Below are 25,760 nucleotides of genomic sequence, written 5' to 3' on the forward strand. Positions count from 1 at the left end.
AGCCGCGCCGCGGGACAGAGTCTCGCCTTCGCGGCGGGCCTTTCCAGGCTGGTTCAAATACCGAAAGTCAGCTGCGGCTCCGCATCGTCCCCGTCCTGGAGGGCAGACAGCGATACCCCCAGGAGCCTGACGCGCTTGGGCAGCGGCATCTCGGCTTCGAGCAGGCCGCAGGCCAGCCGCTCCAGGTCGTCCCGGCCTGCAACCGGCGCTGTGACGGACCTGCTGCGCGTGATGATCTCGAAGTCGGCGAACTTGATCTTCAGGGTGACGGTGCGGCCGCGGTTGCCAGTCGTCTCGCAATGGCGCCAGACCTTGTCGACGAGCGGCTTGAGCTCGGCGGCCAGCGCGCCGTATTCGTCGAGGTCGGTGGAGAACGTCGTCTCCGCGCCGATCGACTTGCGAATCCGGTTGGCCCGGACCGGCCGCTCGTCGACGCCGCGTGAGATCCAGTAGTAATAGGCGCCCGACTTGCCGAAATTCGCATTCATGAACTCCAGCGTCTGGTTGCGGATGTCGAGGCCGGTGAACAGGCCGAGCGCATTCATCTTCGCGCTGGTCGCCGGGCCGATCCCGTGGAACTTGCCGACGGGCAGCGTCTCGACGAAAGCGGGCCCCATGTCCGGCGAGATCACGAACTGACCGTTGGGCTTGCGATGATCGGAGGCGAGCTTTGCAAGAAACTTGTTGTAGGAGATGCCCGCCGAGGCGTTGAGGCCGGTCTCGGCCTTGATCTTCTCGCGGATCAGCAAGGCGACGTCGCGCGCCAGCGGGATGCCTTGCAAATTCTCCGTCACGTCGAGATAGGCCTCGTCGAGCGACAATGGCTCGATGATGGGCGTGTGTTCGGCAAAGATGTCGCGGATCTGCCTGGAGATCGCCTTGTAGACCTCGAAGCGCGGCCTGACGAAGATCAGGTCGGGACATTGCCGCTTCGCCGTCACCGAAGGCATGGCGGAGCGAACGCCGAACTTGCGGGCCTCGTAGCTCGCGGCCGCGACGACGCCGCGTTCCGCGGAGCCGCCGACGGCAACCGGCTTGCCGCGCAGCTCCGGATTGTCGCGCTGCTCCACCGACGCATAGAAGGCATCCATGTCGATATGGATGATCTTGCGGACGGGCGAGGCCTCGCCAGTCACCGTGTCGGATTCGCTCATGGGACGATGATACAATTGCCCGAAGAGAAGCGCGAGGTGATGGATGCTTCAGCTATTGGTCTTCGTCGGCGCTGTGGTCGGCATCGGCTGGTTGATCGGTGCGACCAATCTTCCCGGCGCGTGGTATGCCGGCCTCGCCAAACCGGATTTCGTACCGCCGAACTGGGCGTTCCCGGTGGCGTGGACCATCCTTTACATCATGATCGCGGTTGCGGGATGGCGGACTTTTCGCCGTGAGCGATCGGGTCGAGCGATGCAGGTCTGGGCCGCGCAGCTGGCGCTCAATTTCGTCTGGTCTCCGGTGATGTTCACGATGCACCAGATCGGCGCCGCGCTCGTCATACTCATTTGCCTGTTCGTTGCGATCGTGACCTACATCAGTCTCGAGACATCACGGGACAGGCTGGCCGCCGCGTTGTTCGTGCCTTACGCAGCCTGGGTCGCCTTTGCCGGCGTGCTCAATGCGGCCATCTGGCGCTTGAATTGAGGCGATTTGTCCAAGGTTCATCAAAGAGCAATCTCAGGCTTGTGAGTGGCGAGCCTAGGCCCGCGTTCCTATATGGGAGCGCGGAGGACAGCCAATGCAATACAGCTCCGAGCTCATTCAGACCATGCGCCAGGCCCTCGAGACCGTGATGGCGAGCGTACCGGCCGATCAGTCGGTGTTCGGTCTGAAAGCCGCTGTCGCCGAATGCATTTTGAAGGCTGCCGCGCACGGTCATACGTCGTATGACGCCCTGGTGACGTCCGCCTCCGATCAGATCCAGTCGATCATCTCGATGCTGACCTGAGTGCCTGCTCTGGGAGGCAGGCGGCAGATCCGGAGTTCATGCCGACGGAGGCGCCCATAGGAACTCAGGACGAATGCCCTGCTGGATGAGGTCCGTGCCAAGCGACTGAAGTGTGAACATGGCGCCGATGCTGGGTCTTGCACCGCTTGTCCAGCACGTTTGAAGGCCGATCAAGAGCTGCGACAGGGCCTGATTGAACGCAAGTGACGGACTCGGTGTGACGGTCGATTGCTGAAAATCGAACCAGGTCGGAAACGGAATTGGTGCTCCCGTAAAGCTCCAATGGCCAGCCGCATCCTGCACCAGCGTTTTCTCGGTGTAGATTTCCTTGAAGACATAATAGTGGGCGAACGTTGCATTGTCGGTTGGGGGTTGGTTAGGAGAGCCTTCCGTACCTTCACCTTCGCCCTTGATCAGCAGGATCGCCGCCTGCGCATCGGCGATGCTCTTGATCGGCTTGGCTTCCCCCGAATTGACCGCGAAAGCGCTGGCATTGATCGCGGGATTGACCGTGGTGAAACCCTCGGCGATCGCATCGTAGAAATCGCCGATCGTCGCGGGTCCCGTTCTTGCGGCGAGCGCGACCGGTGGAAATTCCGGATACTCGATCTGCATGAAGACCTGAACTTGGTCTGGCGTAAGCGGCTTCAGATCAACGGGCAATTTTTGCAGAATTCCTCCGGGCAGGACATTGGTCGGGTAGCTCGGAATGAAGGCCGCATTGGCAATGGATGGCACGCCGCCGATCGCGGTCAGCATGTTGCCTGCCAGGGCAAAGTGATACATCTCCTGCACCACAATGTCCTCAATCATGCCGCCGACGCCGCCCGGGTCGCTGTTGATCGACCATTGCGCGCAAAGATAAGGCGGGATGGTAGAGAACTCCAATTGCATCGCGGTCTGGAGTGCGTCTTTCAGGTCGGAAAGCGTCGCAATGCGATCCTCGACGAACTGGGCGATGGTTTTCATCTGAAGCACCCCTCCCGACTCGGTTGGTTGCGAAGCCCTGTCCCTGGCGCCGCCACTGGACCGACGTCGTCAAGCAGGTTCCGTGGTGGCTCATTGCTTGCGGGACGAGCGCTCCTGGGTGATTCAGTCCGACAATAACCGGATATCGGTCTGCGACATCACGCCTGTAATCGGACCTGCCCCGATGATCGCGACCAGAAAAATGCTGCGATCAGGCTCATTTTCCGCAACGCATAAGCAGTAATACAATTTAAGGGTGCAATCAATTGCGCAGTTGATCAGAGATTTGTGACCGTTTTTCCACTCGACGTGCTTAGCAGCCGGACGCGCGCGACGTCGCGAAGGCCAGATTGCGAGCCGCAACATTTGATGGATAGTGCCGTCACCGCGTCAAAAGCCGGCACACAGTCTCGGTAAGGAATAACTCGGCAAAGAGTAAGGAGACTGGCGCACCCGACACGATTCGAACGTGTGACCTTTGCCTTCGGAGGGCAAAGGTGAGGATATTGCCTCTGCTTACCTGAAATCCCTTGGAATTGATGATCCCCGGATATAGGCTGAAATCGAACTGATTTGGGGTTATGGTCGCTACTCCGAATTTCCCCCGTATTCCAGGCGCTTGCTTACCCAGTGCTTACCCGAGGGAACTTGCCAAAGCTTACGAAACGCACTGTTGATGTCGCGGAAACAATCGGAGCCGACGTCTTCCTATGGGACGACGAGCTGCCGGGCTTCGGGCTGCGGGTGAAGAAGAGCGGCGTGAAGTCCTTCATCGTCCAATACCGGAATGCCAATGGTCGGAGCCGCCGGCTCACGCTAGGTCGGTATGGAGTCCTGACGCCAGAAGAGGCCCGCAAGGACGCTAAGCTGGCCCTGGCGGACGTCGTGAGGGGCTCGGATCCCGTTGAGAGCAAGAAGCTCGCCCGAGGCGCAATGACGGTTGAGGAACTGTGCAGGGGTTACCTGGACAAGGCTGAGCGCGGCCTAATTCTGACGCGGCGGGGCGAGACCAAGAGCAAGACGACCCTGTACAGCGACAAGGGGCGCATTGAGCGCCATATCATCAAGCTCGTTGGCAAGAAGACCGTGAAGGGCTTCACGTCCACCGATGCTAAGGGCCTTCAGCGCGACATCATCGCCGGCAAGTCCGCCGCTGACGTGAAGACCAAGAAGCGTGGCCGCGCGATTGTGACGGGCGGGAAGGGGACAGCTGCCCGGACGATGGGTCTTCTCGGCGGAATCTTCACGTACGCCGTCGATGAGGGTTATCGGCCCGACAACCCCGTAAGCGGCATCAGGCGACCAAAGGATCAAACGCTTGAGTGGCGCCTGGATGATGCAGGCTATCGTCGCTTAGGCAAATGCCTCGCCACAGCAGAGGCGAACGGCGAGCATTGGCAGCCGATCCTAGCGAGCAGAGCCGCTGCGATGACGGGCTGCCGTCTGGATGAGGTCGAAGGCCTGCTCAAGACTGAAGTCGACCTTGTCGGAATGGCGCTTCGGCTCGGCGACAGCAAGACCGGCAAAAGCGTCCGGCCTGTGGGGCCAGCCGTTATTGCCGTTCTGAAGACGGCAATGGCCAGGTCGAAATCCAAGTTCGTCTTCCCCGCCGTCACAACCGACTCGAAGCACCACACCGGTCTAACCCGCTGGCTGAAGAAGGTCTCTGCCAAAGATGTACCGGGGATTACCTGCCACGGGCTGCGACATTCGTTCAGCTCGACGGCCGAGGATATCGGCTATTCCATCCCGACCATCAAGGCGCTGATTGGACACTCCCGGGCGAGCGTCACCGAGGGTTATATTCACAAGATCGATTCGGCGCTCTTGGCTGCGGCCGATCGGATCGCGCGACACATCGACGATGCCATGACAGGACGGAAATCACAGAAGGTGGTCAACCTCAGGAAGGCCTAACCACTCGGCGCGGCTAGGGTAGCTCCCGAAAAGCTGGTCCGCACCAGCCTGCCGCGTCGTCATCATGCGGGCGCACTAGCGGAGGTGCGAAGTCGTGAAGAATACGAGGGTCTATTTTGGTGCGGCCGGACGACTACTGCCGACGGATGAGCAAAGGGATACGAAGCAGCGTGAGCTTGCGGATAAGCTGACATCCATCGCTCGCTTTAAGGAGCAACAGCTCTTGCGACGCGATTGGATTGCGGTTGACGACGTGATTGATTGGAGATCCCGCGATCGAGAAACCGGGGTCGAGCGCCAAGATTATCGGATCTCAGCTCTAAGAGATTTCGACTTGGCCATCCGGACAGGCGCTCATTTCTTTATAGGCGAACAATCTAGGATACTTCTAACTTTTCCATTTGTTGATGTGCCTGCAGCGCTAAGTAAGGATCCATTTTCTCTCCCCGCGTCCTACTGGCTGTCTCGGGCGGAATGGCAAGCGCAGCACGAACTGGCGCCTGCTCAACACGATGAATCCGACGAAGCCAAACTAAAGAGGTTGTTTAAAAGCCATCTTCAATGGGCATGGATTCCACGCGAGCTGTGTCTGCGTTGGTCAGAAAACGTACCATTCAAGCCGCGACCTGAGTGGTTCAAGAACGGAACACCGGTTGCGCAAGACGACGATTCTGGCGCTGAGAAAACTCTCGTCTCAAAGCGTCGCACCAATAACGCGAGGGGACGGCCGAAGGACTATCCGTGGGACACGATAATCAAAGAGTATGCGCTAAGCCTGGTGAAAAAGCACGGCGTCCCAGGCGAAGGCAACAACAAGCTTCCGCGGCGAGAAGATTTGGTGAAGGCCATTCAGAATGAATGGGCCCAGACGCGGGACATCCATCTAGCCACGTCCAGCGTCCGTCGTTACGTCCGAAAGTGGCTCTCTGAACTCTGATCGCTATTCTCATAATTGCGAGTCTGAATTATGAGCAATTTTGAACTGGTTATGGGCGGATCGTAGCTCCGGATAACTGTAATCGCTCTCTCATCGATGACGAGGATTTCCTTCGTTTGACGAGAGGCCCTCATGAGCGAAAGCACAGACCTAGTTCCCGAACGCATGCTGCGGCGCGCCGAAGCGGCCAAGTACGTTGTCGCGACATACAACGTCCCCTGCTCGCCCAAGACGCTCGCAAAGCTTGCCTGTGTAAGCTCAGAGGGGCCGCCCTTCCGGCTCGCGGGGCGCTTTCCGCTCTATCCCGTCTCCGGACTCGATGACTGGGCCAAGAAAAAGATCGGGCCGCTAGTCCGGTCGACGTCCGAAGTCCGGCGCGTTGCCTAACACCACACCCAAATGAAAACCCAGCGGTGCGATCCTCTCTTGCAGGATCAGATCGCGCGCGCCGGGCTTCGAAGGAGCCTTAGTTTGAAAGTCTCTATCAAACGACCACCCAAAACTCAACCGGTTTGCGATCTGCCCCTGTTCAAGTGGCGCATTCTGGCCGTGCACCCGACCACCCGAGCCGGCCGCTTCGTCGCACGGCGGTATCGTATCCACCCGGCAGTTGCAGATCTTATCGCAGGCCTCGCTGGTATAGGCGCGGGGGGTGAGCAATGAGCAAGCTGACCATCCACAAGTCCGACGGGGCACGCCAGACCTTCACCGGTCGCCAAGCTTGGATGTTGCGAAGATTGATCGACGCTGGTTCGAGGGGGATCACGCTGCTCGACCACCCGGCCCCGCGAGGCTCGCATTACATCTATATGCTTCGGAAGGCGGGCCTGAACATCTCGACGACTAACGAACCACACGAGGGGCCGTTCCCAGGGATGCACGGTCGCTATCGTCTCGAGACGTCAATCACGCTTGTGTTGGGGGAGAACGGCCAGCAATGACCTTTCAGTCCCGATCACCACTCACGCCGTTTGAACTCGCCAGGCGAGCCCAAGTGCTCACGGCAAACCGGGAACCAGACGTCGCCTTGGACGGGGTCGACGCTCGCCAGTATGGCGAGCATGCGGCTGGTATCATCCGCGACTGCAAACGAGACGTAGCTTCGGCGCCAGCCGATAGGAAGCTTGCGGCCTTCGAAGCGGCCGCTGCAACCCTCAGCGCCGCAGTCGCCGATCGATGGCTGCCGAAAGCCATCATCGCGGATCGTCTGCAGGAAATTGCAGACGCTCACAGCGCGTTCGGTAAGTCGCCGGAGGACGTCCAGCGCATCATCTCGAACGCCGTGGCGAAGATCGACGTCAAACCGATCGAGCTGCCAGCAAAGCCCTTGAAGCGTCGGCTGATCGCGCATCGAGCCAGCGACCTCGAGCCGGAGAAGCTTGTCTGGGTTTGGCCGGGCCGCATCCCGGAGGGTAAGCTGGTGCTCCTCGGCGGGCCGCCTGGACTCGGCAAGAGCCAGTTGACCGCGTTCATGTCGGCTACCGTCTCGAACGGCGGCCATTGGCCGTGCGGCGAGGGCTCAACACTCCCCGGAGGCGTCATCTTCATGAGTGCGGAGGATGGCGTGCAGGACACCATCATCCCGCGCCTCATGGCGGCGGGGGCAGACCGGAAGCGCGTTCACATTGTGTCGGCTGCGACCAAGCCCGACGGGACGGGCAGGAAGACGTTCAGCCTAAAGACTGACGTTGATCTCCTGGAGGAGATGGCCAAGAAGATTGGCACGGTTAGGCTGATCATCGTTGATCCCATATCGGCGTACATGGGTGGCAGCGACGGCAATGGAAATGTCGAGACCCGTGAAGTCCTGGAGCCGCTAGCCGACATGGCCAACCGTCTTCGGATCGCCGTTGTCGCCGTGACGCACCTCAACAAGGGTGGTGGCGGTGGCAACCAGAGCGCCTTGAACCGGTTCGCCGGCTCGATCGCGTTCGTGGCCGCGGCCCGGGCGGCCTTCGTCGTGATCGAGGATCATGAAGACGATGAGCGGAGGTTCCTGCTGCAAGCCAAGAATAACCTCGGCAAGAAGTGCAAGGGGCTCGCATTCCGGCTCGAGCAACGCCTGGTCGGGAACGACGTGATGTCATCCAACGTCATGTTTGAAGGCGACCACGTCAGTGAGTCGATCGATGAGGCTTTGTCAGCGTCCGAGAACCGCGGGTCCAAAAAGGGGCAATTGGGTGGTGGCAAAGAAGATGTCATGCGGTTCCTGCAGGACGTCTTGTCGGCTGGTCCCGTGGACGTCCTAGAGGTCGAACGCCAGGCGCGAGCTGCCGCTTTGCTGGAGGATGACAAGCGCTTGAGCAAGAGCAAGGTGTTCCGGGACGCCCGCGATGCTCTCGGCGTGACGTCCTCACGGGAGGGGTTTGGCCCCGGCTCGCGGTTCGTCTTGGCCCTGTCTCTGTCTGCGACGCCATTGGCGCCCATTGGCGCCATAGACATTCCCTCCCAAAACAGGGCGCCAATGGACGATTTGGGCGCCAATGGAGAGCTCGGAGGTCTGCAATGACGGCTCGAAGGGCCGCCGGGCCCCCTGGCTTTTCCGGTGCGAGTGCGATGGCCAATTCTATACCGCCGGCATCGGCCGGTTCGAGGACGGCCGGATCGCTGAAGTATTCATCAACGGAACGAAGGTTGGCACAACTGCTGAGGCCAACGCTCGAGATGCCCCGGTTTGTCGCTTCCCTAGCTCTCCGGCACAGCTGTCCCGCCGAAACTATCCGACGCGCGCCTTGGTTCGACCGGGTAGCCCAGGTGGTCCATTGGCAACGCTGCTCAATACGGTTGTTCGTGAGGACTATCTAGAACGACCGTACGTCAGGCCGGCGATCGGAATTGCAGTTGTTTTAGAAACAGAGAGGGCAATGAGCGGTAATCGGAAAAAGGGTTGGTCCCAACGGGACATCGAGTCGTCGTTCTGGATCTTCTTTGAGGACTTGGTCCGCGACGGCGATTTGGCGTCTTTCTTCAAACACGCCGGCATCACGATCGAGGCGGATTGTGAATGGGATAATTTCAAGCGCCGCTTCACCTCTCGGGGCCGGCTTGATTTGGACCTGTTCTTGGACACTGTCGTCAGCTGGCCGCCAATCGCAGCCCGGGTCGCCGAACTAAAAGCAGAGAAATTATGCCGCGATCAGCGTTCCGGTCCTTGACCTCGCAGCACTGGGAGATTGACCTGCGTGACTTGCGACGGCAGCAGGGGATTGTCTCGCGTGGCGGTATCAAAGCGTTCTGCGTGGGCAACCAAGTGCTAATCGAATGCGGCGGCCGGCAAGTAGCGTCAATCTCCTTAACGGCGATAAGGCCTCATTTCGGCGGCCGGCGGTTCTATCTGCGCTGCCCGGAGTGCCGCGGTCTGGTGCGGATTATCTATAGCCCTCAATTCGTCTGTCGGCGTTGTGCGGGATTGTTGCACCCCTCGACGAGGCAAAGGGGAGGAGATCGAGCAATAGAGCGCGCGGTACGGCTCAGGCGCCGACTAGGCGGCGACGGCTGCCTTTTGGAGCGGTTCCCGGCGCGACCGAAAGGCATGCATACGAAGACTTGGTTGCGCCTCTTCAACGAATGTCGCCATGATGAAATCCGTGGGATCGCTTATGCGACGGATCAACTCGGTTTTCGCGATTATCCCCCGACTGAGTGGATGATCGCATCTACTCTTTGAATTTGAGAGGGGCGCTATCCAATCGCAACTTTACGGCGATGGCCAACATTCACTTCGTCGACAACGATAGGCTTCTAGACCACTCCGTCGAACAGGCTGTCATCGAATTCGGAGAGAGCGGCAAGATCTTCACCGCTGCGGAAGTCACCTCGGCCAAGGATCGGCTTCGGCCGATGTGTATGCTGTTCTCGGGGAAGAAATGAGGTCCCCCTCTATCGAATGGCCGTATTCCTCGATGCGCCAGTCGGACGCTCGAAACCTAGCTCCCGAGTTCCGGCGCATGCCGACCAGCCGATTAAGCAAGCCAGTAATACAGCCTTGTTCTCGGCTGATTCGAGCGTGACCTTTTGTGCCCTCGCCGCGTACGAGCGTGCCGCGTGATTAGGATCGTCGCGCTTGGAGTAGCTTGGATTGGGGAGGCGAAGGAATTAAGGATGGCTCTGATTCCCAGAGGGGAAGCGCTGTTGCCATAATATCTCCGTTTCGTTGCGAATTGGGCTTGGGCCGGACGTGCCGGCTCGAACGGAGTTATTTAGAATCCAACGGCTGATAGGTTCGTGAGAAAGGTGAGTTTTTCTGACCCAGAAATTGCTACCCACGAATCTCCACGTCACGCAAAATATGCCCTTGTCGGGGCGACAAGAATGACACTACTCTAAGCTGTTTCGCACACAACTACACTAAAAAAATCACACTTTGCGACCACGAAGTACTGCGGAAACTTTGAGAGGAATTGGCATCGAAATAGTCAATACAGAAGCACAAGGAATTTTGAGAATGGCACGTACCGGTGGTTTTCGACACCTCATCTACTTCATTGACGGTACATGGCTCTGGGCTGGAAGCGATAGCAATTTTAATGTGTATTCGAACATCTACCGGCTCAATACACTGCTAAGCGCTGATGACGAAAACGGCCGCGCACAAATCATACACTATTCGAGAGGACTCGGTTCTGGGACCGGAAAGGCTAAGAAGTGGCTGGCCGGCGCCTTCTCCTTCGGGATCGATGAGCTCGTTGCAGATCTGTACGTCAATATCTGCTCGAATTTTGAGCGGGGAGACAAGATTTACATCTTCGGGTTTTCGCGAGGAGCCGTGGTTGCTCGCGCACTTACGGGACTTCTCTCTCACGGAATTCTCAAAGCCCACCATATCAATCGATTTTCCCAGGTGTGGGCGTCTTACGTGCGCAGCGGAGAAATCCTTCCAGCCGGACAATCGGAATCAACACTGGTCAAATTGAGGTCGGCGGCCGAAGGGAAACTCGACGACAAGAGCTTCTCAGATCGGACTCCGAGAATCGAGTTTGTCGGCTTATTCGACACCGTCTCCGGCGGTCACGGCCCTTCTGAAATAGCGCAACAGCTCAGGCTAAGCACCGGCCTCGTCCAGCCGAATGTGAAACATGCCGTTCATCTTTTGTCTATTGACGAGACGAGACTGTTCTTCAAACCGGTTTACTGGGCTGGACTTGGGTCCAGTCCAAACGGCCCCACTTTCCGCACCAAAAGGACACTCGAGCAAATTTGGATGCCTGGCGTTCATTCCGACGTCGGCGGCACATACGGCGAGAGGCACTTAGGCAATTTGGCGCTTCTTACGATGATTGATCGCGTGATTGCGCGGACTGAGCTTTTCTTCGATTTGAAGGAGGTAAGGAAGCTACAGATTCTCCCAGAGAGTGGCGATCCTATTCGAGTGCACGATGAGTTTAACGGCACATGGCGCCTGTGGTCGGACGCGAGCCCTCGCCTCGTAGATCGGGGTGTTATCCAAGCAATTCATCCGTTCGCGAAGAAAATGACCTCCCTTCCCGTCAACTACAAGGACAAAGCGAACCAGGACCTTTACAGATTGTCCCCAGAGTTTAGTTCGATGAACGAGGCCGAAGAATTTCTCTCCGGCCACTTCAAAGGCGCTTACTGAATTCCCCGCATTCAGCGCCATGCTGTGAGCGGGGCGGCCACGCAGGGCCTCGCTGAAGCGCACGGCGGACATAAAGAGCCTGCCTGCAGTCTTGCGAGAGAGCTTCTCGCAAACAATAAGATCCCGAGGAAACAAAGGAGTAGAAAGCGTCCTAAGATCGCTGGTCTGCCCGTTGCCCAAGTGTCAAATTCAGAGGACGGCGGCTCCACCAACAACAGGAGCCCATCATGGCGCGTGCATCTATCTCTCTCGTTTCCGTTCAGAAGCCGACCGCGAACACACCGGTCCTCCAGCGGCGCAACAAGTTTACGTCGAGCATCGAGCAACAGATCACCAAGATCGGCCTCTTCCGTGAAGGCAAGCGCATTTCGCACACGACCGACGAAATTGTCATCCAAGCTAAGAATGGCCTGCTGTCGGGCCTATTTTTATTGTTTGTCCCGCTATCGGGTTTGATCAGTTATCTCATCCTAGTACCCGGAATCAGAGCTGAGTGATACGGCGGCCTTTGAAACGGCGTTGACGGACCTTTTTCTTGGTCCAGACGAAGGGCTCGGCTCTGTCGTTGTATGCGTTGACGTAGGCATCGATGTGTTCCTGAAGCTGCTTGAGGCTCGTGAAGGAGGTGCCGCTGAGCGACTGCCCCTGCAAGATGGAAAACCATACTTCGACCTGATTGAGCCATGACGCACTTGTCGGCGTGAAATGAAATTGCACGTTGGGGTGGGCCTTGAGCCAGTCCTCGTTCTTTTTATGGGTGTTGAGGTTGTCGAGGATGACGTGAAGCTTGCGGTTCGGAAAAGTCGCGGTGACGCTGTTCATGAAATCGAGAAACTCGACGCGGCGCCGGCGTTTTGAATGGGTCGCGATGATCTTTCCGGTGGCGACTTCGAGCGCCGCAAACAATGTTGTGGTGCCATGCCGCTTGTAATCGTGGCTTTGGCCGGTTAAGGCGCGGCCATTGGGCAACTTCAGATAACCCTGCGCTCGCTCCAAAGCCTGGATCGAGGGCTTCTCGTCCACGCACAGCACAATGGCCTTCGCCGGCGGCGCGACATAGAGGCCGACAACATCGGCGGCTTTGGCCGTAAAGTTCGGGTCGTTGCTCTCGCACCAGGACTTGCGAGCCACCAGGTCAATCTTGTGGCTGCGCAGGAACCGCCAGACATATTGGACATCGACATCGCCCAGCGCCTCGGCCAGCAGGGGGCCGGTCCAGCGCGCAAACCCTTGCGGTGGCGGCTTATCCAGCAGCTTCAGAATCCGCTTGTCGGTCGTCTTCGTATAGATCGGCTGCTTGCCAGGCCGCGGCTTGTCTTGCAGCCCTTCAAGGCCATGGTCGGCATAGCGATGCCGCCAAAGGCTGACAATCCGCGGCTGGACCCCAACTTCCTTGGCGATCGACCGGGTGCTGCGCCCATCCGCCGCCAACAGAACTATCCGCGCCCGCTTCAAATCGCGCTGCAACGTCACCGGTGAGCGACAGCACGCCTCAAGCACCTTGCGATCTTTCCTCGAAAGGTGGACTTCTCTTGCTTCGGGTATCATCCCGACCTTGAATCACGACTCACGTTCCAAGAAAAGTGGGTACTAGGGAGCCAAAACTACGCTTGGATCAACGCCTGTGGTTTGCTGATCGTTCTCCATGTTTTGCTGGATTTTCACGACGATCAGAGCAGTCCACTTAGTTGGCGTGAGGTTTTGGTTCATTCCCTCTACGTACGCTGCTTCAGTCAGCGGCTTCATCGCTCTCCTGATGTGCTTGATGATGGGCCTCTTTGCTCATGAGGCTGCAAGGCAAGGACACCAAGTTAGAGACGTAACGCTCTATGTCGCAGCTGCGATCCTTTACGGTGGTTGCGTCGTTTGGTCGTATTTCCACAATTGGCGGAAGACTCGATCGTACATCTTGGCTGCTAGCTTGACTGTCCTTCAGACAATATCCGCCATATTCGTGATAGGGCTGTTGTATCTATGGATGGACGGTCGCAATACTAGGCGGTACGAGCGCGAAGACGGTACTAGCTAAGAAGACACTCCGCTCGGTGCTCGGAGATGAACGGGCCGATGTCTCATTATCTTTGATGGGTGCCGCCGATAGGCACGAGGTCACCAATGAAGCCATCGTGTGTGAGCGCGGAAGGATGCGACGGAAAAGGTCGCCAGGGGCGCCGGCCCGCGAGAGAGCTACACGTCCTACAAGATTTTCGACTTTACTGCGAGCACTGCGATGCAGAATGCGAATGACCAACGGTGGGACATGACATTTCCCCGAATGAGGAGATCATCTACAGCTCCGGGAAAAAATATCGCCGGCTGTGGTTGGTGGGCTGTTGACGCTGGAAGAAGCTGTTGCCGATACGATCGGTTACCGCAATCCGCGACGGGAAAGCGGCGCGCCGACAAGTTCGCCGAATTGGTCGCTGCGGCCTATGAGTTCGCCCATCGGCCAAATGGCGTAGACTTTCCCGAGAAATCCACCATTCTGAAAGTTTCTCACGTCGTAGCCGAGGTATGTCGCTTTTGGTCGAGCCAAAAACGTCATTTTACGTCCACCAGGTTTTTTGAAGCCCGCCGGGGCTTATCAGTTCAACCTTGGTGTAGTCGCCACATCTAACCTTCTTCTGGAACCAAACAGGTTCCCACGAGAAGCCAGTTTTTCCCACAAATCTCAAGTGGAGCGTCTTTGTCCGTTCACTTTGTGACGACGCATCCTCTTTCAATGCCACCTTTATCCCATCGTCAACCTGGGCAAGCCCAGTGACGATAAGGGTACAAACGACGCGGGCAGATGGATATGAGTGTTCCCAAGCATTCCAATCTTGTAGGGCAATGTCTCCCATAATGACCTCCTGCGGATCTGCTACTAGGACACAATCAATTCCACTCCAGCATAACACGAAGCCAAAACCTCGCTGGTCACAAGCCAATCGGGTCACGGTTGCAATGCTTGGGTCAAAATGTGTCGAGACGTAACGGGCACGATCGCCTGCAGACAAGGGCGATTGTTGTGGAGAGGCAGCGTTAGGCCTGACTCAGCCGAAGGGTTTTCTGACAAACTTCTCAAGTTCTTTTCCGAACGGGAAAACTCCATCCCTAATGAAATCCCTCGTGTGTATCCAGGGATCCTGGATGAATTTCCTTACATCTCCCCCTATGCCCAATGCATCCAACACGTCATCACGCGCCTTGGGAATTAGGGCGTTGTCTCCACCAAGCGGCCGCCCTTTGTAAATCTCACCCAGGTCGACATGGGCAGCAGCCATATTTCCTGTAAGCAAGACAAACGGGAGCATGGCGACGGTCAGCGCAATATCCGAAACCTTTTGCGCATCACCTATCCAGTCAGGAACGGCTTCTTTGTCACAGGCATTCTCGCGGACCTCCGCACTGGTCACCGCCTCGGCCTTCATCTCGTTGACCTTCCCACGTAGCTTCAATAAGTTGATAGTGGCGATGCCGCCTTGAATTTCCTTTGCTGCTGGGTCTCTGCCGGCAGCCCTCTCTTCGTCAATCATCTTCTCAACTTCACGTATTCGCGGCCCATAAAATTCTTCCACCTTCTCACGAATTTTATTTCCGTAGGCGCGACATTGGGCATTGGTTATGGTCATCTGCCGATCCCCTTCTTCAAGAAAGTCTCATCCAGGTTTACCCGCGCACCTAAAATGTCAGGGGCTCTCAACCAAACGGCTTCCGGATACGCTCCTCCACATGACGCTTCGCGCGATCCAGAATCTCTTGTGCCGCACTTGCAGCAGCTCTCGCAGCATCCTCCAGCTGCTTCCGCTCGGCGTTCATAGCCTCTTCCAGGCGCTTCTTCTCGGCATTCACGGCCTCCGCTGCGGCCCTCCCAGCGTCCTCTGCTAGTTTTGCTGCATCTTCCAGGGCCCTAGCAGTATCCTCCGCTAGTCTCGCAGCTTCCCTTGCAGATTGCTCTGCCCACTCAGTGGTCTCGTTCAGAGGGTCGCGCAAAAACTTCGCAGCATCCCCTCCAATGTGGAGAGCTTCGAGTACTTCCTCTCTTGCTTTCGGAATCAATGCGTTGTCGCCACCCAGCGGATATCCTTGATAAACCCTGCCCAAATCAATCTGGGCAGCAGCGTAATTCTTGGTCAACTCGACAAATGGAAGCATCATCAATGTTGCAGCGATGTCAGACGTTTTCTGAGCATCGCCGAGCCAATCCGGTACGGCTTCGGCATCGCATTTCTCTTCTTGCCTCCTAGCTTCTTCCAGAGCAGCCTCCCTGGCTTGGCGAACCTCCTGCGCATGCCGGTCGTAGTTCATAGTGGCCAATCCACCGATTACGGGCGTTTTTTGGGGATCGTGCCCTTCAGCCTTAGCTTTTGCGAGTAGCCCATCGGCGGCCGCAATACGGGGGCATAGAATTCTTCCGCCTTCCCTCGCAATGTATTGCCCCAGTCGACGCACTGCTTCTTATAGATCGTCATGGCGGGCCTCTAAAATTTGATCCCGATCTTTTCCAGAGCCTTGCGGATTTCATTATTTGGACCGGGTCCCTCCGTTATGTCGGACCATGCGTTGCGTAAGGCCTTCACGATTTCATTGTTATCACCCAGTCCATGTGTAAGGTCGTGCTGCGCAGTCTTAAGCGCTTTCACTATTTCATTATTGGGACCGAAGGGCTCCTTCTTGCCTAGTTCGGTAGCTAAGGATTCCAGAGCGATGATGACCAGTGCGGTAACTGGGTCGATGCCTGTGCACTCACCGCTACTGCAAATGACGCCAACCGTATCGGGCATATTACTTCCTCCTTGGTGACCTCACCTATGAGAGTGACATTATTCCTTGATGACCTCTGTCTTGGATTTGTTGCCGGCGGATCTATCCGCTGCACGCCATCTGTGATCGCGTCGATTGGCTTGCCTCTCGTGATTGCGGACGAAGCGCTGCAATTGCAGGCCATCAATACAATGCGCTGAAATCTCTATCGACGTTATCAAGATGCAGCGTCGCCTGCATGACCCAAATGGGCCAAGCGTCAGTGGACCTGATAGCCGTTCAACAACCCCGCAAACAAAGTGACGAGCTCTGCTTGCCGATGCGTACCAGTTTTGGCGAAAACAGCCTTCAACTGGTTACGTGCGGTCGAATAAGAGATGCCCAATTCGGCGCTGACCTCCTCCAGCATCCCGCCCCCAGCGATAGCCTTGGCGACCTTTGCCTCCGCTGAAGTAAGGCCAAAGCAAGAGCGCAACACGGTCTCGGGCGGGCGAGAGCGTGCGTCGGGATCCACGATCACGATGATCGCCTGACATGGTGAAAGTGCACCCGCCGATACGCGCGAGAGACGCATCGGATAGGCTAGTAGAGAGTGTCTTCCGGAGCGCGGCAGCAGAACTGGGGACATGGTCAGCGCAGATGAGGAGCACGACCACAGTAATTCGTGCAACGCGGCATTGAGAGCGGAGGTGGCTTTCCTGTCCACGGAGACTAGACGTCGGCAGGTGACTCGAAGATCGCGTCCCAACAATAACTCAGCCGCATGGTTCAGCTGCAACACCTCGCCGCATCGGTTCAGCAGCGCAACTGGTGAACCAGATACATTGAAGGCGTCGAGCGCTGCTTCCGCGCGCGCAAAACCCAAGGCCTGCGCGAGTGCCGCTCCAGATGTCAACTGCTTTGAAAGGCAAGCCAGTTGCTCAATTTCAGCCGGATTGAACGGGCCCTCTCTGATCGACCTCTGTATAGATAAGCACCATAGATCATCACCAGCCGCGACTCTAACCCCGGCAAACCATCGTAAGCCGAACGGAGCAAGAAACTCCTGGTAATACGGATGTCCAGAAATTTCAGCAGGCGACGCAAAGTCGAGATCAGTGGTGACGCCCCGCTGCACCATGGTCTGAACACCGCGATATCGCTCGTCACGGTGTATCCAGCCATCTCGTATGTAAGTATCGAGCGAAGCCCTCATCGAGCCGCTGCATGGTATGCTTGGCAGGCGACCTTTGATCGGCAATAGCAATGCTCCGGAGCCGCTAGTGGCCTCCGCCACCACATCCATCGTCTGATCCCAAAGAGACGAATCAATAGCAGCGTCGGCAAACGCGGCCCGTATTCTTTCTAAATTGAATGCTGTACCCATCCTAATTCTCCGGATGGTGGGGTCGCTTAGAGAAATGTCGAGGCGTGCTTTTAAACGTCAGCAATTCGGTGCAGAGAAGACTGTTTGTCGGCGTGATGCCGATGGATACACCGCTGGTTATTCACGTTCCGGACTGCATTCAGTAGTAGTCACCACCAATTTTAGTACGTCACGAAGTTCGGAAGAGCCCGGTCGGAATAGACACCGGGCCGCAGCTGAGGCCTCCCTTTTGGAGCGCATCGACTTGGAGCGCATCGACGGAAGACATCGGCATCTTCGCTTAACGAAAGCACGCTCGGTTACGTCATGCTCTTATCGCGCGACAGCCTGATTGACTCTCGACGGTCGCTTTAGGTCGAACCGACTGCTTGCGGCGACCGTTCGGGAAGTCGCGCGCTAATCCTAATCAGCCTAGTCCTTTTCCGATGGCTGGCCTGCATGCTCGAGGAATTTCGCACCGAATGCGACTGCAAGTTTAAATGGACGAGCGACGGCGATTGTGAAGCGGCTCAGAAAACACTTTTTGGATTTGTCGCTTGCCTGCTTCCAACTTTTTGAAACGACTTTGGCTGTATCGAGGTGGTCCAACTTTATTATGTGGCTAGCTTTTCGATATCGAGTCCCCCTCCACTCGCCGAGTGTCCATCCACTAGCAGGCGGACCTTTTCATATGTCCCCGATCGTATCTCCTTCTGGAACCATACCGGCTTCCAGGACGTGCCATAGTTGTATGCTGGGAAGTTCAGATAAAGAACTGTTGGCTCATCACTTCGCCCAGCAACTTCTTCTAGCGCGGGCGTTGTCGCGGCCTCCACCTCCACCTTTCCGGTAACTATCAGCGTCCGTTTTGATATGTCGAAATCATCCCCCGTCTTCGTTCAATCTCCGGGGATTCCCATGCCCTCCAGAATTTTAGATTTACGTGGCCCATGAGTGGCCTCATCAAAGGCTGAATACCCTCTGGTAGAACCAGATGGTATCGCAAGCGTTGATTGCCGTTAACTAAAAGTTGCCGTTGTGCGGCACCACGTCGCATTTGATGTGTCTGATGGGCTTACCTTCCGCGATTTGAGAGCTTGTTCGCCCCATCAATTCGGCCGAAGTGGCGGAGCGTATTGAGTAGGTGGAAGACACGGTACTCCGATCGAGGGAACTACACGCAGTTCAAGTGAATGTTTGGGAATCTGGAGTCTCTTGAAAGTCGAGTAGAAAAGATGGCTTCCGAAAACAAGAAAGCTCTCGCTGCTATTACCGATGCTCGCGCGAAAGCCCTCGAAGAAATTGGGAAGGGCGCGTGAATCGAAGTAGACAACGTAAACGTCGTCCCTGTGCGGAAATAGGCGCGCGAGCTCGTTATCACCTCCGCAACAAGCAATTGATCTGCGCTGCTCAACGGCTTTGGGTTGCCTCAAAGACAGGGCGAAACCAGCCGTCCGCGAAGCGCTTCGCGTTTGGCCTCGCAAGCTGGCAAGGGGGCGTTATCAGGCCCCCGAAGGTTGGGGGCTGGGCTATGTGGACTTAGCTTCGCAGCAAGTTGGCATTGCGGCTGGGCTTTCCGGTGACGAGCGTTTGATCGAGGCATACGAGACCGGCGACCCCTATCTCGGCTTCGGGAAGCAGGCAGGCGTGATCCCGCCAGATGCGACGCGTGAATCGCATTTCGGCCGCGCGCGCAATGTGCAAGGCGATCGTGCTGGGCCTCAACTACGGTCTGGGAGCGGACAGGATGGCCTATCAGGCCGGAATTTCCCCGGCCCTGGCTGTCGAGTTGATCACGCGCCACCGCAAGACGTACCCGCGCTATTGGCAGTGGAACAGCCAGGTAGTGACGTCCGCGCTGCTGAGCAACGAAACGTCGTCAATCTTCGGGTGGCGTCGACGCATTCATAAATTCGACCGGTAGCCTAGCGGCGTTTCTCGACGATCACTTGATCGCGTTAGCTGCCTGCCAAGCCCGCGACTGCAGCAGTGCCGAAGTTTGTCAATGTTTCAAACCGCTCGATCTTGCCTTCCTAGCTGTTTGAGAGACGCACCGTGAAGGCACTGTTTAGGTCACTTGGCTGGATGTTGAGGTTTCGCAAGTGGAGCAGCAGCGTAAGCAGCAGTGCAGTGTGCTTCGAACTCTCGGGCACGCAAAAACTCTCCCCCGCATAGGGAATGCTGGCGAAGCATCCCAGACCGTGACCACGAACGATGTTTAGAAATGGTTCGTCCTGGATCAAATCCCTAGCTTGATTTGTGAAGTAGAAGTTTCTCCAACTCAGGGGCTGATTATTCAGTAGCCTACCAAAGTAATTGAAGACGCCGATTGGCGATCGAAGGCTAAGAAGGAGCTCCACCTCACCGACATCCGCAAATCGATAGGTGAGTTGAACGGTTTTGCTTTGATCGCCACAAAGGGGCCGAAACGCGACGCCAAGTGAGCGTGTCGGATCGAAGCAAAATCTCCCATGAAATCCGGCTGAAGCCCCATCGCTCGAAGTCGCCGCGCCTTTTGCACCCTTTGCTGCGGCTGGCTTGTCTGCAGACGTCGACTTTTGCAGTTCTGCGGTGAGGCCGACGTTAGTCAGTCTCCCCATCAAATTGACAAAGAGAGAAAAGCTGCACCGCTTTGCTTCGGAAAGTAACTTCCCCTCGCCGTGCCCAATCAATTCAAGACACGTATTGTCCTGGTCACGTGATGGGTCGTTTACAAGTCTGACAAGCTCCCCTGTCGTTTTTCTTCGGACGTAGATACTTTCGACAATGGAGAAGAAGACGGGTTCGCGGGGATAGGCCCCAACCAGAAATGCGACTGTCTTTAGATCGATTGGCGATAACATGCCAGTCGAAAATTGAGTCGAGACGAGTGGGGCGGACTGATAGTTTCCCGAGACCCCGCTCTGAACCGAATTCGATATCTGATATTGATGTTGCGCCACCGTTTGCAGTGGGCCAAAGGTTACAGTTGGTAGACCCGTGTTCAGCGACTCAGTCTGGCCGCCCGATACCTGCGTAATTGCCACGAAATTGAGTGGCTGTAAGTGACTTGAGCGGACGATATTGACTAGCGTCTCTTGGTTTTGGGCGAGTTGAGAATTCCTGTTGCCGTCATAGATGCGCTCTCCAAATTGATCAACAGCGGCACAAGATGCGAGCAGCAGAAATGAGAGGGGTACAATTCTTGAAGCGAAATCTAACTTCTTGAACATGGATTCGCTCCTGAACGAATGAAGCGCCGGCGACTAGAGTGGCGTGCCTATTTTGTCTGCAATTGAAAGCGTTGGTTCTCAAGACGCTTTATTTCCAACTGATGTCCCTGAATCTCGCCTTGCAGGCTCTTCAGTTGGTCTCTGTGGAATTGAATCTGATCCCTGATGACGTCGTCTTGCGTGCAGCACACCGGACCCCCGGGCCTGTAGGGCCAGATGGAGCAGGACGGACTGGTGGAGTGGGTTTGCCTTTGGTCGGTTTACCGGCGGACAGATCAGGAAACCCCGAAAGCGAATTCTGCGCGCAACAGATATTGCCGAAAAATAGCCAAGCAAATACAGCGGCTGCAATGACTTTCATGGCGCCCCCGAAGACGTAAGAAGACCTAAATACAACTTCTATAAGAAAGCCACTTAAGGTTTGCAGAGTCAACGGGCAAACGCAGCTTGGCCGAAGCGCGGAGCGGTTCGGTTTTCAAGAGCCGTCGGCGAAGCCGGCACCCATCAGCACAAATTGCATATCTCGTGTCCTCGTGGTCGGCCAACATCCCAAAGCCTTGGCCAGGGGAGTGGCCTCCCTTGAACGGACACTTGGGGAAAGCCTGGGTCAGGTCAACAAAACCCTTGAGAGCTGGCCCCATACACCGTTTGGTCCTAGCGCCAAAGTAGCGGTTTTCAGTAGTCTGCAACTGACGCTATTAAGGCTCTCTCCCAGGAAGCAAGTCCGGAAAACAAGGCGCATGTCCAAAATCCGAATGGTTCATCTGTCCGACATTCATTTTGGCCAAGAGGACAAGGACGGCACATTCCACCATCAAGATGACGTGCGGGACGCTGTGACGCGTGATTGCAAGGTGCTGCGCGAAAGATTGGGGCCTGTCAATGGCATCCTTGTAACGGGCGACATCGCCTATGCGGGCAAGAAGGCCGAATATGATCGCGCTGGAATTTGGCTGGACAAAATCTGCGACATTGTGGGCTGCGAACGGCGGGCCGTTCACATTATTCCAGGAAACCATGACGTTGACCGATCGCGAATTGATTATGGTGTCGAACGTATGCACCAGGATTTTCGCGTCTGCTCCCCCGATGATGTTGACAAGATACTGACAAAGATTCTCGGGGCCGATCCAAAGGAGCTCAGCACGAGCGGCGTTGCTTTTTTCGAGAAGCTGGCGGCCTACCGTGAATTCTCAAACCGATACGAATCTGACTTTCAGAGCGAACGGCGCCCGGTTTGTATCAAGGAGGTCAAATTTCCGACTGGTCATGTGCTGAGATTTTTCGGGATGACTAGCGTTCAAGTCTGCGACGGGAACGACACAAAAGGCACAATGATCCTTGGCAGCAGCCAGTACATCTTCAAACCAGAAGATAATGTGGAGTATGTGGTGATGTGCCATCACCCGCTTCATTGGTTCAAGGACGAGGCTGATGCCTTGCCTCGGATCCGTACGCGAGGAAGAGTTCTACTCGCGGGGCACGAGCATCAAGCCCGTTTCCGGAAGATTATGGAAGGCAATGCGGAATATCTCATACTGGATGCTGGCGCGACGACTCCGCCCGGAAACGAGAAGCGTTCGCCCTTTTCTTACAATTGGCTAGAGTTCGGCCTATCCGAAGCGAACGGCAGCTTTTCACTGAATGTTTCGGTGTTCCCCCGCAAATGGATTCACGACAAGGCGGAATTTGACACGGATCGGGAGCGAACCGATGGAGCCGAGTTTGAAAGATTTTCCGTGTCGTGCCGAAACTACTCCAAAATTGCTGAGGCCCCGCCAGCGGAGACCGTTTCCGCAACGCCAGTCGGCGTAAGCGAAGAGGAGGCTGCAACCATGCCTGACGAAGAGCGGTTTGCAAGACTTCTCTATTTCTTCTGGCGGTACCTCGACTGGCGGCAAAGGTATGCAGTCCTCGCGAAGGTCGACGTGTTGCCGAAAGGGCTAGAACGACCGATGCCGCAGCTCGTGGAACGAAGTGCGCTTTCGACAGCGCGGGACAGAAATAAGCTTGCTGAAGTATGGGACGAGGTAATGACGCACGTCCCAGAGGCAGAGCGACAACAAAATCCATTTTGACGGAGGTGGAAAATGCTTTCGAAGGTTTTTGAGTGGAGCCGAATTATACATCCGGCGCCTGAAGATGATTTTGTGACGAAGCGAACGGCCGTTGTTGGCGCTCTAGTAGAGGCGTTCTCTTCGAACGTCGAACGGATGATCGATTGCGCTTGCATTGCCGCGGTGGGCGTCACAGCACGCTTCACGCAGGAAACGCCGATCATTTCTGAAATCATTGCGGCAATAAAAAGGAACAGCCTGCGACGCCAGAGGCGTTGAGCGAAAACCATCTGAACGTGTGGTCGTGCTGCGCGCTAGTGGTGGGCGAAATCGCCGAGAGACGGACGAAGAAATGGGGTCGCTCGGCGAGCTCTGATGCCGTGGTCGCAGTGGCGTTGGCCGCACTTTCGAACAAGCGGCCTCCGACCGAGAAATACCTTCGCGATATGCTAGCCGACCTGATGGAGGTATGCAAAGCTGCCGCAAAGAGCTCGGCGGGATATCGGCATAGCCGCTGGACCTTGCCGACCTACATTGAGAAAATCAAAGAGGCCGCGGATGTCCCGGCCTTCTGGACGGAGGCCAAGGAGCAATTCTCCGGCTTGGCAAATGCAATTGAGGTCAACGAGCAAGTTACGCGCGAGGAGCTTGATACGCTGTGGTGGGCCTTCAACGGCATATCGACAGGCACCGAAGCTCCGTTCGCTGATGTGACGGCAGGGTTAGTCGCCCTCGACAGCGCCACGGAGCTATCAGAGCTTGTCTTGATGCCCCCGCTGCCGAATACGCCGTTTTTGCTAAGTCGCATCTTGAAGGTAGGCCGTAAGCCGCAAGACCTTGAAGAGCAGAGCCTTAAGGACCTGCTGAGCCACTGGGATAAGGCGGCGGCGGAGCGCTATTTGGCGGATCGCGAGAACGCCTCGACACTCATCCTAGGCAACCCTGCGGTGTTCCCGATGTCGTGGGTTTGCCACCGGCTGGCCGAGGGTACCTCGTTTTTGTCCGATATGAGAAAGGTGACGGGTTGGGACCCCGCCGGTAAAATGCGGCCAGACCGCTTGGCGTTTCAAGTTTTCCAGGAGCGGGTCGCGCAGCGACTCTACGAAAACACGCTCGAGTGACCCATGCGGCTCACCTGTTCAAAGCAAGATTGCACTGTTTCGGCCACGGGTACGTGCTTGTTGTTAAACAAGCCCCCCGAGACATGTCCGAATGCCAACGTTCTGGATGATAAGGACGAGAAACTAGTTTCGGCCGACGGGACCGCGCCTGAGGTGGACGAGGAAGCCGAAGAGGTTGCCCGCACCTTTTTCTCTGGCTTCGAGCTTGGAACGTCTGACGCGGCAGAAATCATGCGTGCCAAATACGGTACGGTGATTGCTGTGTTGGGTCAGTACGACACTGGAAAGACGTGCTTTCTCGCATCGCTTTATCTGATGACGGCATGTCGAGGTATTGGCAATGAGCTTGGCTTCGCGGGAAGCTTAACCTTGAATGGGTTTGAAGCGCGCGCACGGCGGCTACGCGAGTGGAAGGACGGCGCGCTCCCAAAGCAGCTTGTGGATCACACGGTGCTGGCCGATCCGCGAAAACCAGCCATCGTGCATCTTGGCCTTCGTGAGCGGTCGAGCGATAGGCGCCGGCACGACTTGCTGATCACGGATCTCCCGGGTGAGTGGTCGACTGACCTCATTAAGGATTCTGGCGTCGCCGATCGCTTTGCGTTTTTGAAGCGAACTGATGGAATTGTCATCGCGCTCGACGGCCCTATGCTCAATGGTTCCGAGCGACATGCGGCTGCACACAATGCAAGGCTACTCATCAGCCGGTTGGCGGATACGCTGAATGTCGATCGTTCGCTTCCTTTTGTGCTAATGGTCACTAAAGCCGATGAGATTGGGATGGAGGTTCCAGCTATTGTTGCGTCTATCCAAGAACATGCCATTAGAGCTGGCTTTCCTCAAAAGTGATCCCCGTTGCTGCCATTTCACGGACGCCAGCTCAGATAAAATCCGGCACGGGCGTCATGGACGTTATTGAGTACATCTTGGGAAGGAACGGCATCCTGGACGCGCCCAAGCTTGCCCCCGCTGTAGTTGCAGACGGGCGCCACTTTTCGCGAATTCGAGGTTGAGCATGAATGCGAGCCCAATGCCAATTTCTTCAGTCGTCTTGGTTGGAGGCCCCGATAGCGGAAAGAGCAACTATATTTTCCGGCTGTGGCTTGCAATGAACCAGGGCGACGGAAAGATCGTTTGTGACGGGCTGCCTGATCACTTGGACTATCTTCAGGTAGGAAGTCAGTCTTTGCTAAAGGGCGAGTTTGCGCAGCACACCCCGCTTGACGTCGTCAGCGAGAACGTGATTCCGTTTAAGATCAATAGTGGAAGCGAAGCGTATTCCGGAAAGCTGATTGTTCCTGATTACTTCGGTGAGAGGTGGATGTACATCTTCCGCAAGCGAGAATGGAGCGAGGAGTGGGAAGATCGAATTTCCCAACCGTGCGGAATTCTGATGTTTGTGCGTGCCAGCTCGGATCAGATTGTCAGTCCGCTCGACTGGATTCAATGCGAGCGAATGTGGGGAGTCCCAATCGTTGATGGAACTCAGCAGGAATTGGAAGCGCCGACTCAAGTAGTGATGACGGATTGGTTGCAATTTTTCGCTGAGGCGTTTGCAGGCCGACGGGGCGGAGGCGAGCGCCCAAAGGTGGCTCTTATCATCGCGGCTTGGGATCGTGTACCCAAAGATCGGCAAGCCGAAGGTCCAGCCGCTTACTTATCGCAAGAATTTCCGCTGCTTTCGCAGTTTGTCGAATCCAATGACGACCAGTTTGATTTCGCGGCATTTGGCGTCACGGTAGCAGGTGGAGATTTTGATCATGAACCAGAATTCAAGAAGCAGAGCCTGGATCAGGACAATCCGCTGTCGGGTGGATATGTTATGCACGAATTGAGTGGGGCCCCCACTATCGCTAAAGATATGACGTTGCCGATTTCTTGGGTCATGGGTTTCGAGGCGGAAAGGCGGAGCTAG

The 25,760-nt window shown here is 56.4% G+C and carries 27 protein-coding genes; 16 read left to right on the plus strand and 11 right to left on the minus strand.

Annotated features, from left to right (window positions below):
- Positions 1 to 53 precede the first annotated feature (53 nt).
- Positions 54 to 1,154 carry a DNA polymerase IV gene (dinB, locus tag BJ6T_RS04235; protein WP_014491043.1) on the minus strand — a complete coding sequence of 367 codons (1,101 nt, stop codon included), beginning with the start codon at positions 1,152 to 1,154 and terminating at the stop codon, positions 54 to 56.
- 43 nt (positions 1,155 to 1,197) lie between these two features.
- On the opposite strand from dinB, the gene BJ6T_RS04240 reads away from it, so the two are divergent.
- Positions 1,198 to 1,641, plus strand: coding sequence for a TspO/MBR family protein (locus BJ6T_RS04240; protein ID WP_014491044.1), 444 nt, complete (start codon positions 1,198 to 1,200; stop codon positions 1,639 to 1,641).
- A 94-nt stretch (positions 1,642 to 1,735) separates the two neighbouring features.
- Positions 1,736 to 1,945 (plus strand): hypothetical protein, encoded by a 210-nt coding sequence (locus BJ6T_RS04245; RefSeq protein WP_014491045.1) that lies wholly within the window; start codon positions 1,736 to 1,738, stop codon positions 1,943 to 1,945.
- Positions 1,946 to 1,981: 36 nt separating this feature from the next.
- On the opposite strand, the gene BJ6T_RS04250 is transcribed toward BJ6T_RS04245, so the two are convergent.
- Positions 1,982 to 2,914, minus strand: coding sequence for a ferritin-like domain-containing protein (locus BJ6T_RS04250; RefSeq protein ID WP_014491046.1), 933 nt, complete (start codon positions 2,912 to 2,914; stop codon positions 1,982 to 1,984).
- A gap of 648 nt (positions 2,915 to 3,562) precedes the next feature.
- On the opposite strand from BJ6T_RS04250, the gene BJ6T_RS04255 reads away from it, so the two are divergent.
- The 8 genes from BJ6T_RS04255 (at position 3,563) to BJ6T_RS04285 (ending at position 11,861) form a co-directional block, all read left to right on the plus strand.
- Positions 3,563 to 4,831 (plus strand): tyrosine-type recombinase/integrase, encoded by a 1,269-nt coding sequence (locus BJ6T_RS04255; RefSeq protein WP_014491047.1) that lies wholly within the window; start codon positions 3,563 to 3,565, stop codon positions 4,829 to 4,831.
- A 94-nt stretch (positions 4,832 to 4,925) separates the two neighbouring features.
- Complete coding sequence (locus BJ6T_RS45190) at positions 4,926 to 5,768, plus strand: hypothetical protein (RefSeq protein WP_014491048.1); 843 nt, start codon at positions 4,926 to 4,928, stop codon at positions 5,766 to 5,768.
- A 659-nt stretch (positions 5,769 to 6,427) separates the two neighbouring features.
- Positions 6,428 to 6,709, plus strand: a complete 282-nt coding sequence (locus tag BJ6T_RS04265) for a winged helix domain-containing protein (RefSeq protein ID WP_014491051.1) — start codon at positions 6,428 to 6,430, stop codon at positions 6,707 to 6,709.
- Positions 6,706 to 8,277 (plus strand): AAA family ATPase, encoded by a 1,572-nt coding sequence (locus BJ6T_RS04270; RefSeq protein WP_014491052.1) that lies wholly within the window; start codon positions 6,706 to 6,708, stop codon positions 8,275 to 8,277. The genes BJ6T_RS04265 and BJ6T_RS04270 overlap by 4 nt, the downstream gene beginning before the upstream one ends.
- 253 nt (positions 8,278 to 8,530) lie before the next feature.
- Positions 8,531 to 8,923 carry a hypothetical protein gene (locus tag BJ6T_RS04275; protein WP_141379435.1) on the plus strand — a complete coding sequence of 131 codons (393 nt, stop codon included), beginning with the start codon at positions 8,531 to 8,533 and terminating at the stop codon, positions 8,921 to 8,923.
- Between the two features lie 487 nt (positions 8,924 to 9,410).
- Positions 9,411 to 9,638 carry a hypothetical protein gene (locus BJ6T_RS45195; RefSeq protein WP_141379433.1) on the plus strand — a complete coding sequence of 76 codons (228 nt, stop codon included), beginning with the start codon at positions 9,411 to 9,413 and terminating at the stop codon, positions 9,636 to 9,638.
- Positions 9,639 to 10,212: 574 nt separating this feature from the next.
- Entirely contained in the window at positions 10,213 to 11,364 is a 1,152-nt protein-coding gene (locus tag BJ6T_RS04280) for a T6SS phospholipase effector Tle1-like catalytic domain-containing protein (RefSeq protein WP_014491055.1), read from the plus strand.
- Positions 11,365 to 11,591: 227 nt separating this feature from the next.
- On the plus strand, positions 11,592 to 11,861 hold the full coding sequence (locus BJ6T_RS04285) for a hypothetical protein (protein WP_014491056.1): 270 nt from the start codon (positions 11,592 to 11,594) through the stop codon (positions 11,859 to 11,861).
- Here BJ6T_RS04285 and BJ6T_RS04290 read toward each other — a convergent pair.
- From BJ6T_RS04290 to BJ6T_RS04315, 8 genes are all read right to left on the minus strand, one after another.
- Positions 11,848 to 12,912: an IS630-like element ISRj1 family transposase gene (locus BJ6T_RS04290; protein WP_011084514.1), complete on the minus strand. Its 1,065-nt coding sequence runs from the start codon at positions 12,910 to 12,912 to the stop codon at positions 11,848 to 11,850. The genes BJ6T_RS04285 and BJ6T_RS04290 overlap by 14 nt on opposite strands.
- A gap of 42 nt (positions 12,913 to 12,954) precedes the next feature.
- Positions 12,955 to 13,110 (minus strand): hypothetical protein, encoded by a 156-nt coding sequence (locus BJ6T_RS46915; protein ID WP_014491058.1) that lies wholly within the window; start codon positions 13,108 to 13,110, stop codon positions 12,955 to 12,957.
- A gap of 800 nt (positions 13,111 to 13,910) precedes the next feature.
- Complete coding sequence (locus BJ6T_RS45200; protein WP_014491059.1) at positions 13,911 to 14,207, minus strand: hypothetical protein; 297 nt, start codon at positions 14,205 to 14,207, stop codon at positions 13,911 to 13,913.
- Between the two features lie 192 nt (positions 14,208 to 14,399).
- Positions 14,400 to 14,978, minus strand: a complete 579-nt coding sequence (locus tag BJ6T_RS04300; RefSeq protein WP_014491060.1) for a hypothetical protein — start codon at positions 14,976 to 14,978, stop codon at positions 14,400 to 14,402.
- A 67-nt stretch (positions 14,979 to 15,045) separates the two neighbouring features.
- Positions 15,046 to 15,654, minus strand: a complete 609-nt coding sequence (locus BJ6T_RS04305) for a hypothetical protein (RefSeq protein WP_014491061.1) — start codon at positions 15,652 to 15,654, stop codon at positions 15,046 to 15,048.
- A gap of 17 nt (positions 15,655 to 15,671) precedes the next feature.
- Entirely contained in the window at positions 15,672 to 15,818 is a 147-nt protein-coding gene (locus BJ6T_RS46920) for a hypothetical protein (protein WP_014491062.1), read from the minus strand.
- A 9-nt stretch (positions 15,819 to 15,827) separates the two neighbouring features.
- Positions 15,828 to 16,130: a hypothetical protein gene (locus tag BJ6T_RS04310; RefSeq protein WP_014491063.1), complete on the minus strand. Its 303-nt coding sequence runs from the start codon at positions 16,128 to 16,130 to the stop codon at positions 15,828 to 15,830.
- A 239-nt stretch (positions 16,131 to 16,369) separates the two neighbouring features.
- Positions 16,370 to 17,476 carry a helix-turn-helix transcriptional regulator gene (locus tag BJ6T_RS04315; RefSeq protein WP_039227310.1) on the minus strand — a complete coding sequence of 369 codons (1,107 nt, stop codon included), beginning with the start codon at positions 17,474 to 17,476 and terminating at the stop codon, positions 16,370 to 16,372.
- Between the two features lie 1,648 nt (positions 17,477 to 19,124).
- Between BJ6T_RS04315 and BJ6T_RS04320 the strand changes: the two genes are divergently transcribed.
- Positions 19,125 to 19,379, plus strand: a complete 255-nt coding sequence (locus tag BJ6T_RS04320; protein WP_141379217.1) for a DNA polymerase — start codon at positions 19,125 to 19,127, stop codon at positions 19,377 to 19,379.
- Between the two features lie 109 nt (positions 19,380 to 19,488).
- Here BJ6T_RS04320 and BJ6T_RS45205 read toward each other — a convergent pair whose 3' ends face one another.
- Complete coding sequence (locus tag BJ6T_RS45205; RefSeq protein ID WP_141379219.1) at positions 19,489 to 20,667, minus strand: hypothetical protein; 1,179 nt, start codon at positions 20,665 to 20,667, stop codon at positions 19,489 to 19,491.
- Positions 20,668 to 21,407: 740 nt separating this feature from the next.
- Between BJ6T_RS45205 and BJ6T_RS04325 the strand changes: the two genes are divergently transcribed.
- From BJ6T_RS04325 to BJ6T_RS04340, 5 genes are all read left to right on the plus strand, one after another.
- A complete protein-coding gene (locus BJ6T_RS04325; protein WP_014491067.1) occupies positions 21,408 to 22,745 on the plus strand; it encodes a metallophosphoesterase in 1,338 nt (445 codons plus the stop codon).
- A gap of 12 nt (positions 22,746 to 22,757) precedes the next feature.
- Complete coding sequence (locus tag BJ6T_RS45210; protein ID WP_144037981.1) at positions 22,758 to 23,003, plus strand: hypothetical protein; 246 nt, start codon at positions 22,758 to 22,760, stop codon at positions 23,001 to 23,003.
- 41 nt (positions 23,004 to 23,044) lie between these two features.
- Positions 23,045 to 23,845, plus strand: a complete 801-nt coding sequence (locus tag BJ6T_RS04330; RefSeq protein WP_144037982.1) for a GTPase-associated system all-helical protein GASH — start codon at positions 23,045 to 23,047, stop codon at positions 23,843 to 23,845.
- A gap of 3 nt (positions 23,846 to 23,848) precedes the next feature.
- Positions 23,849 to 24,694: a TRAFAC clade GTPase domain-containing protein gene (locus tag BJ6T_RS04335; protein WP_014491069.1), complete on the plus strand. Its 846-nt coding sequence runs from the start codon at positions 23,849 to 23,851 to the stop codon at positions 24,692 to 24,694.
- A 166-nt stretch (positions 24,695 to 24,860) separates the two neighbouring features.
- Positions 24,861 to 25,760, plus strand: a complete 900-nt coding sequence (locus BJ6T_RS04340; protein WP_039227313.1) for a TRAFAC clade GTPase domain-containing protein — start codon at positions 24,861 to 24,863, stop codon at positions 25,758 to 25,760.

It is taken from the genome of Bradyrhizobium japonicum USDA 6, from assembly GCF_000284375.1.
Lineage (GTDB): Bacteria > Pseudomonadota > Alphaproteobacteria > Rhizobiales > Xanthobacteraceae > Bradyrhizobium > Bradyrhizobium japonicum.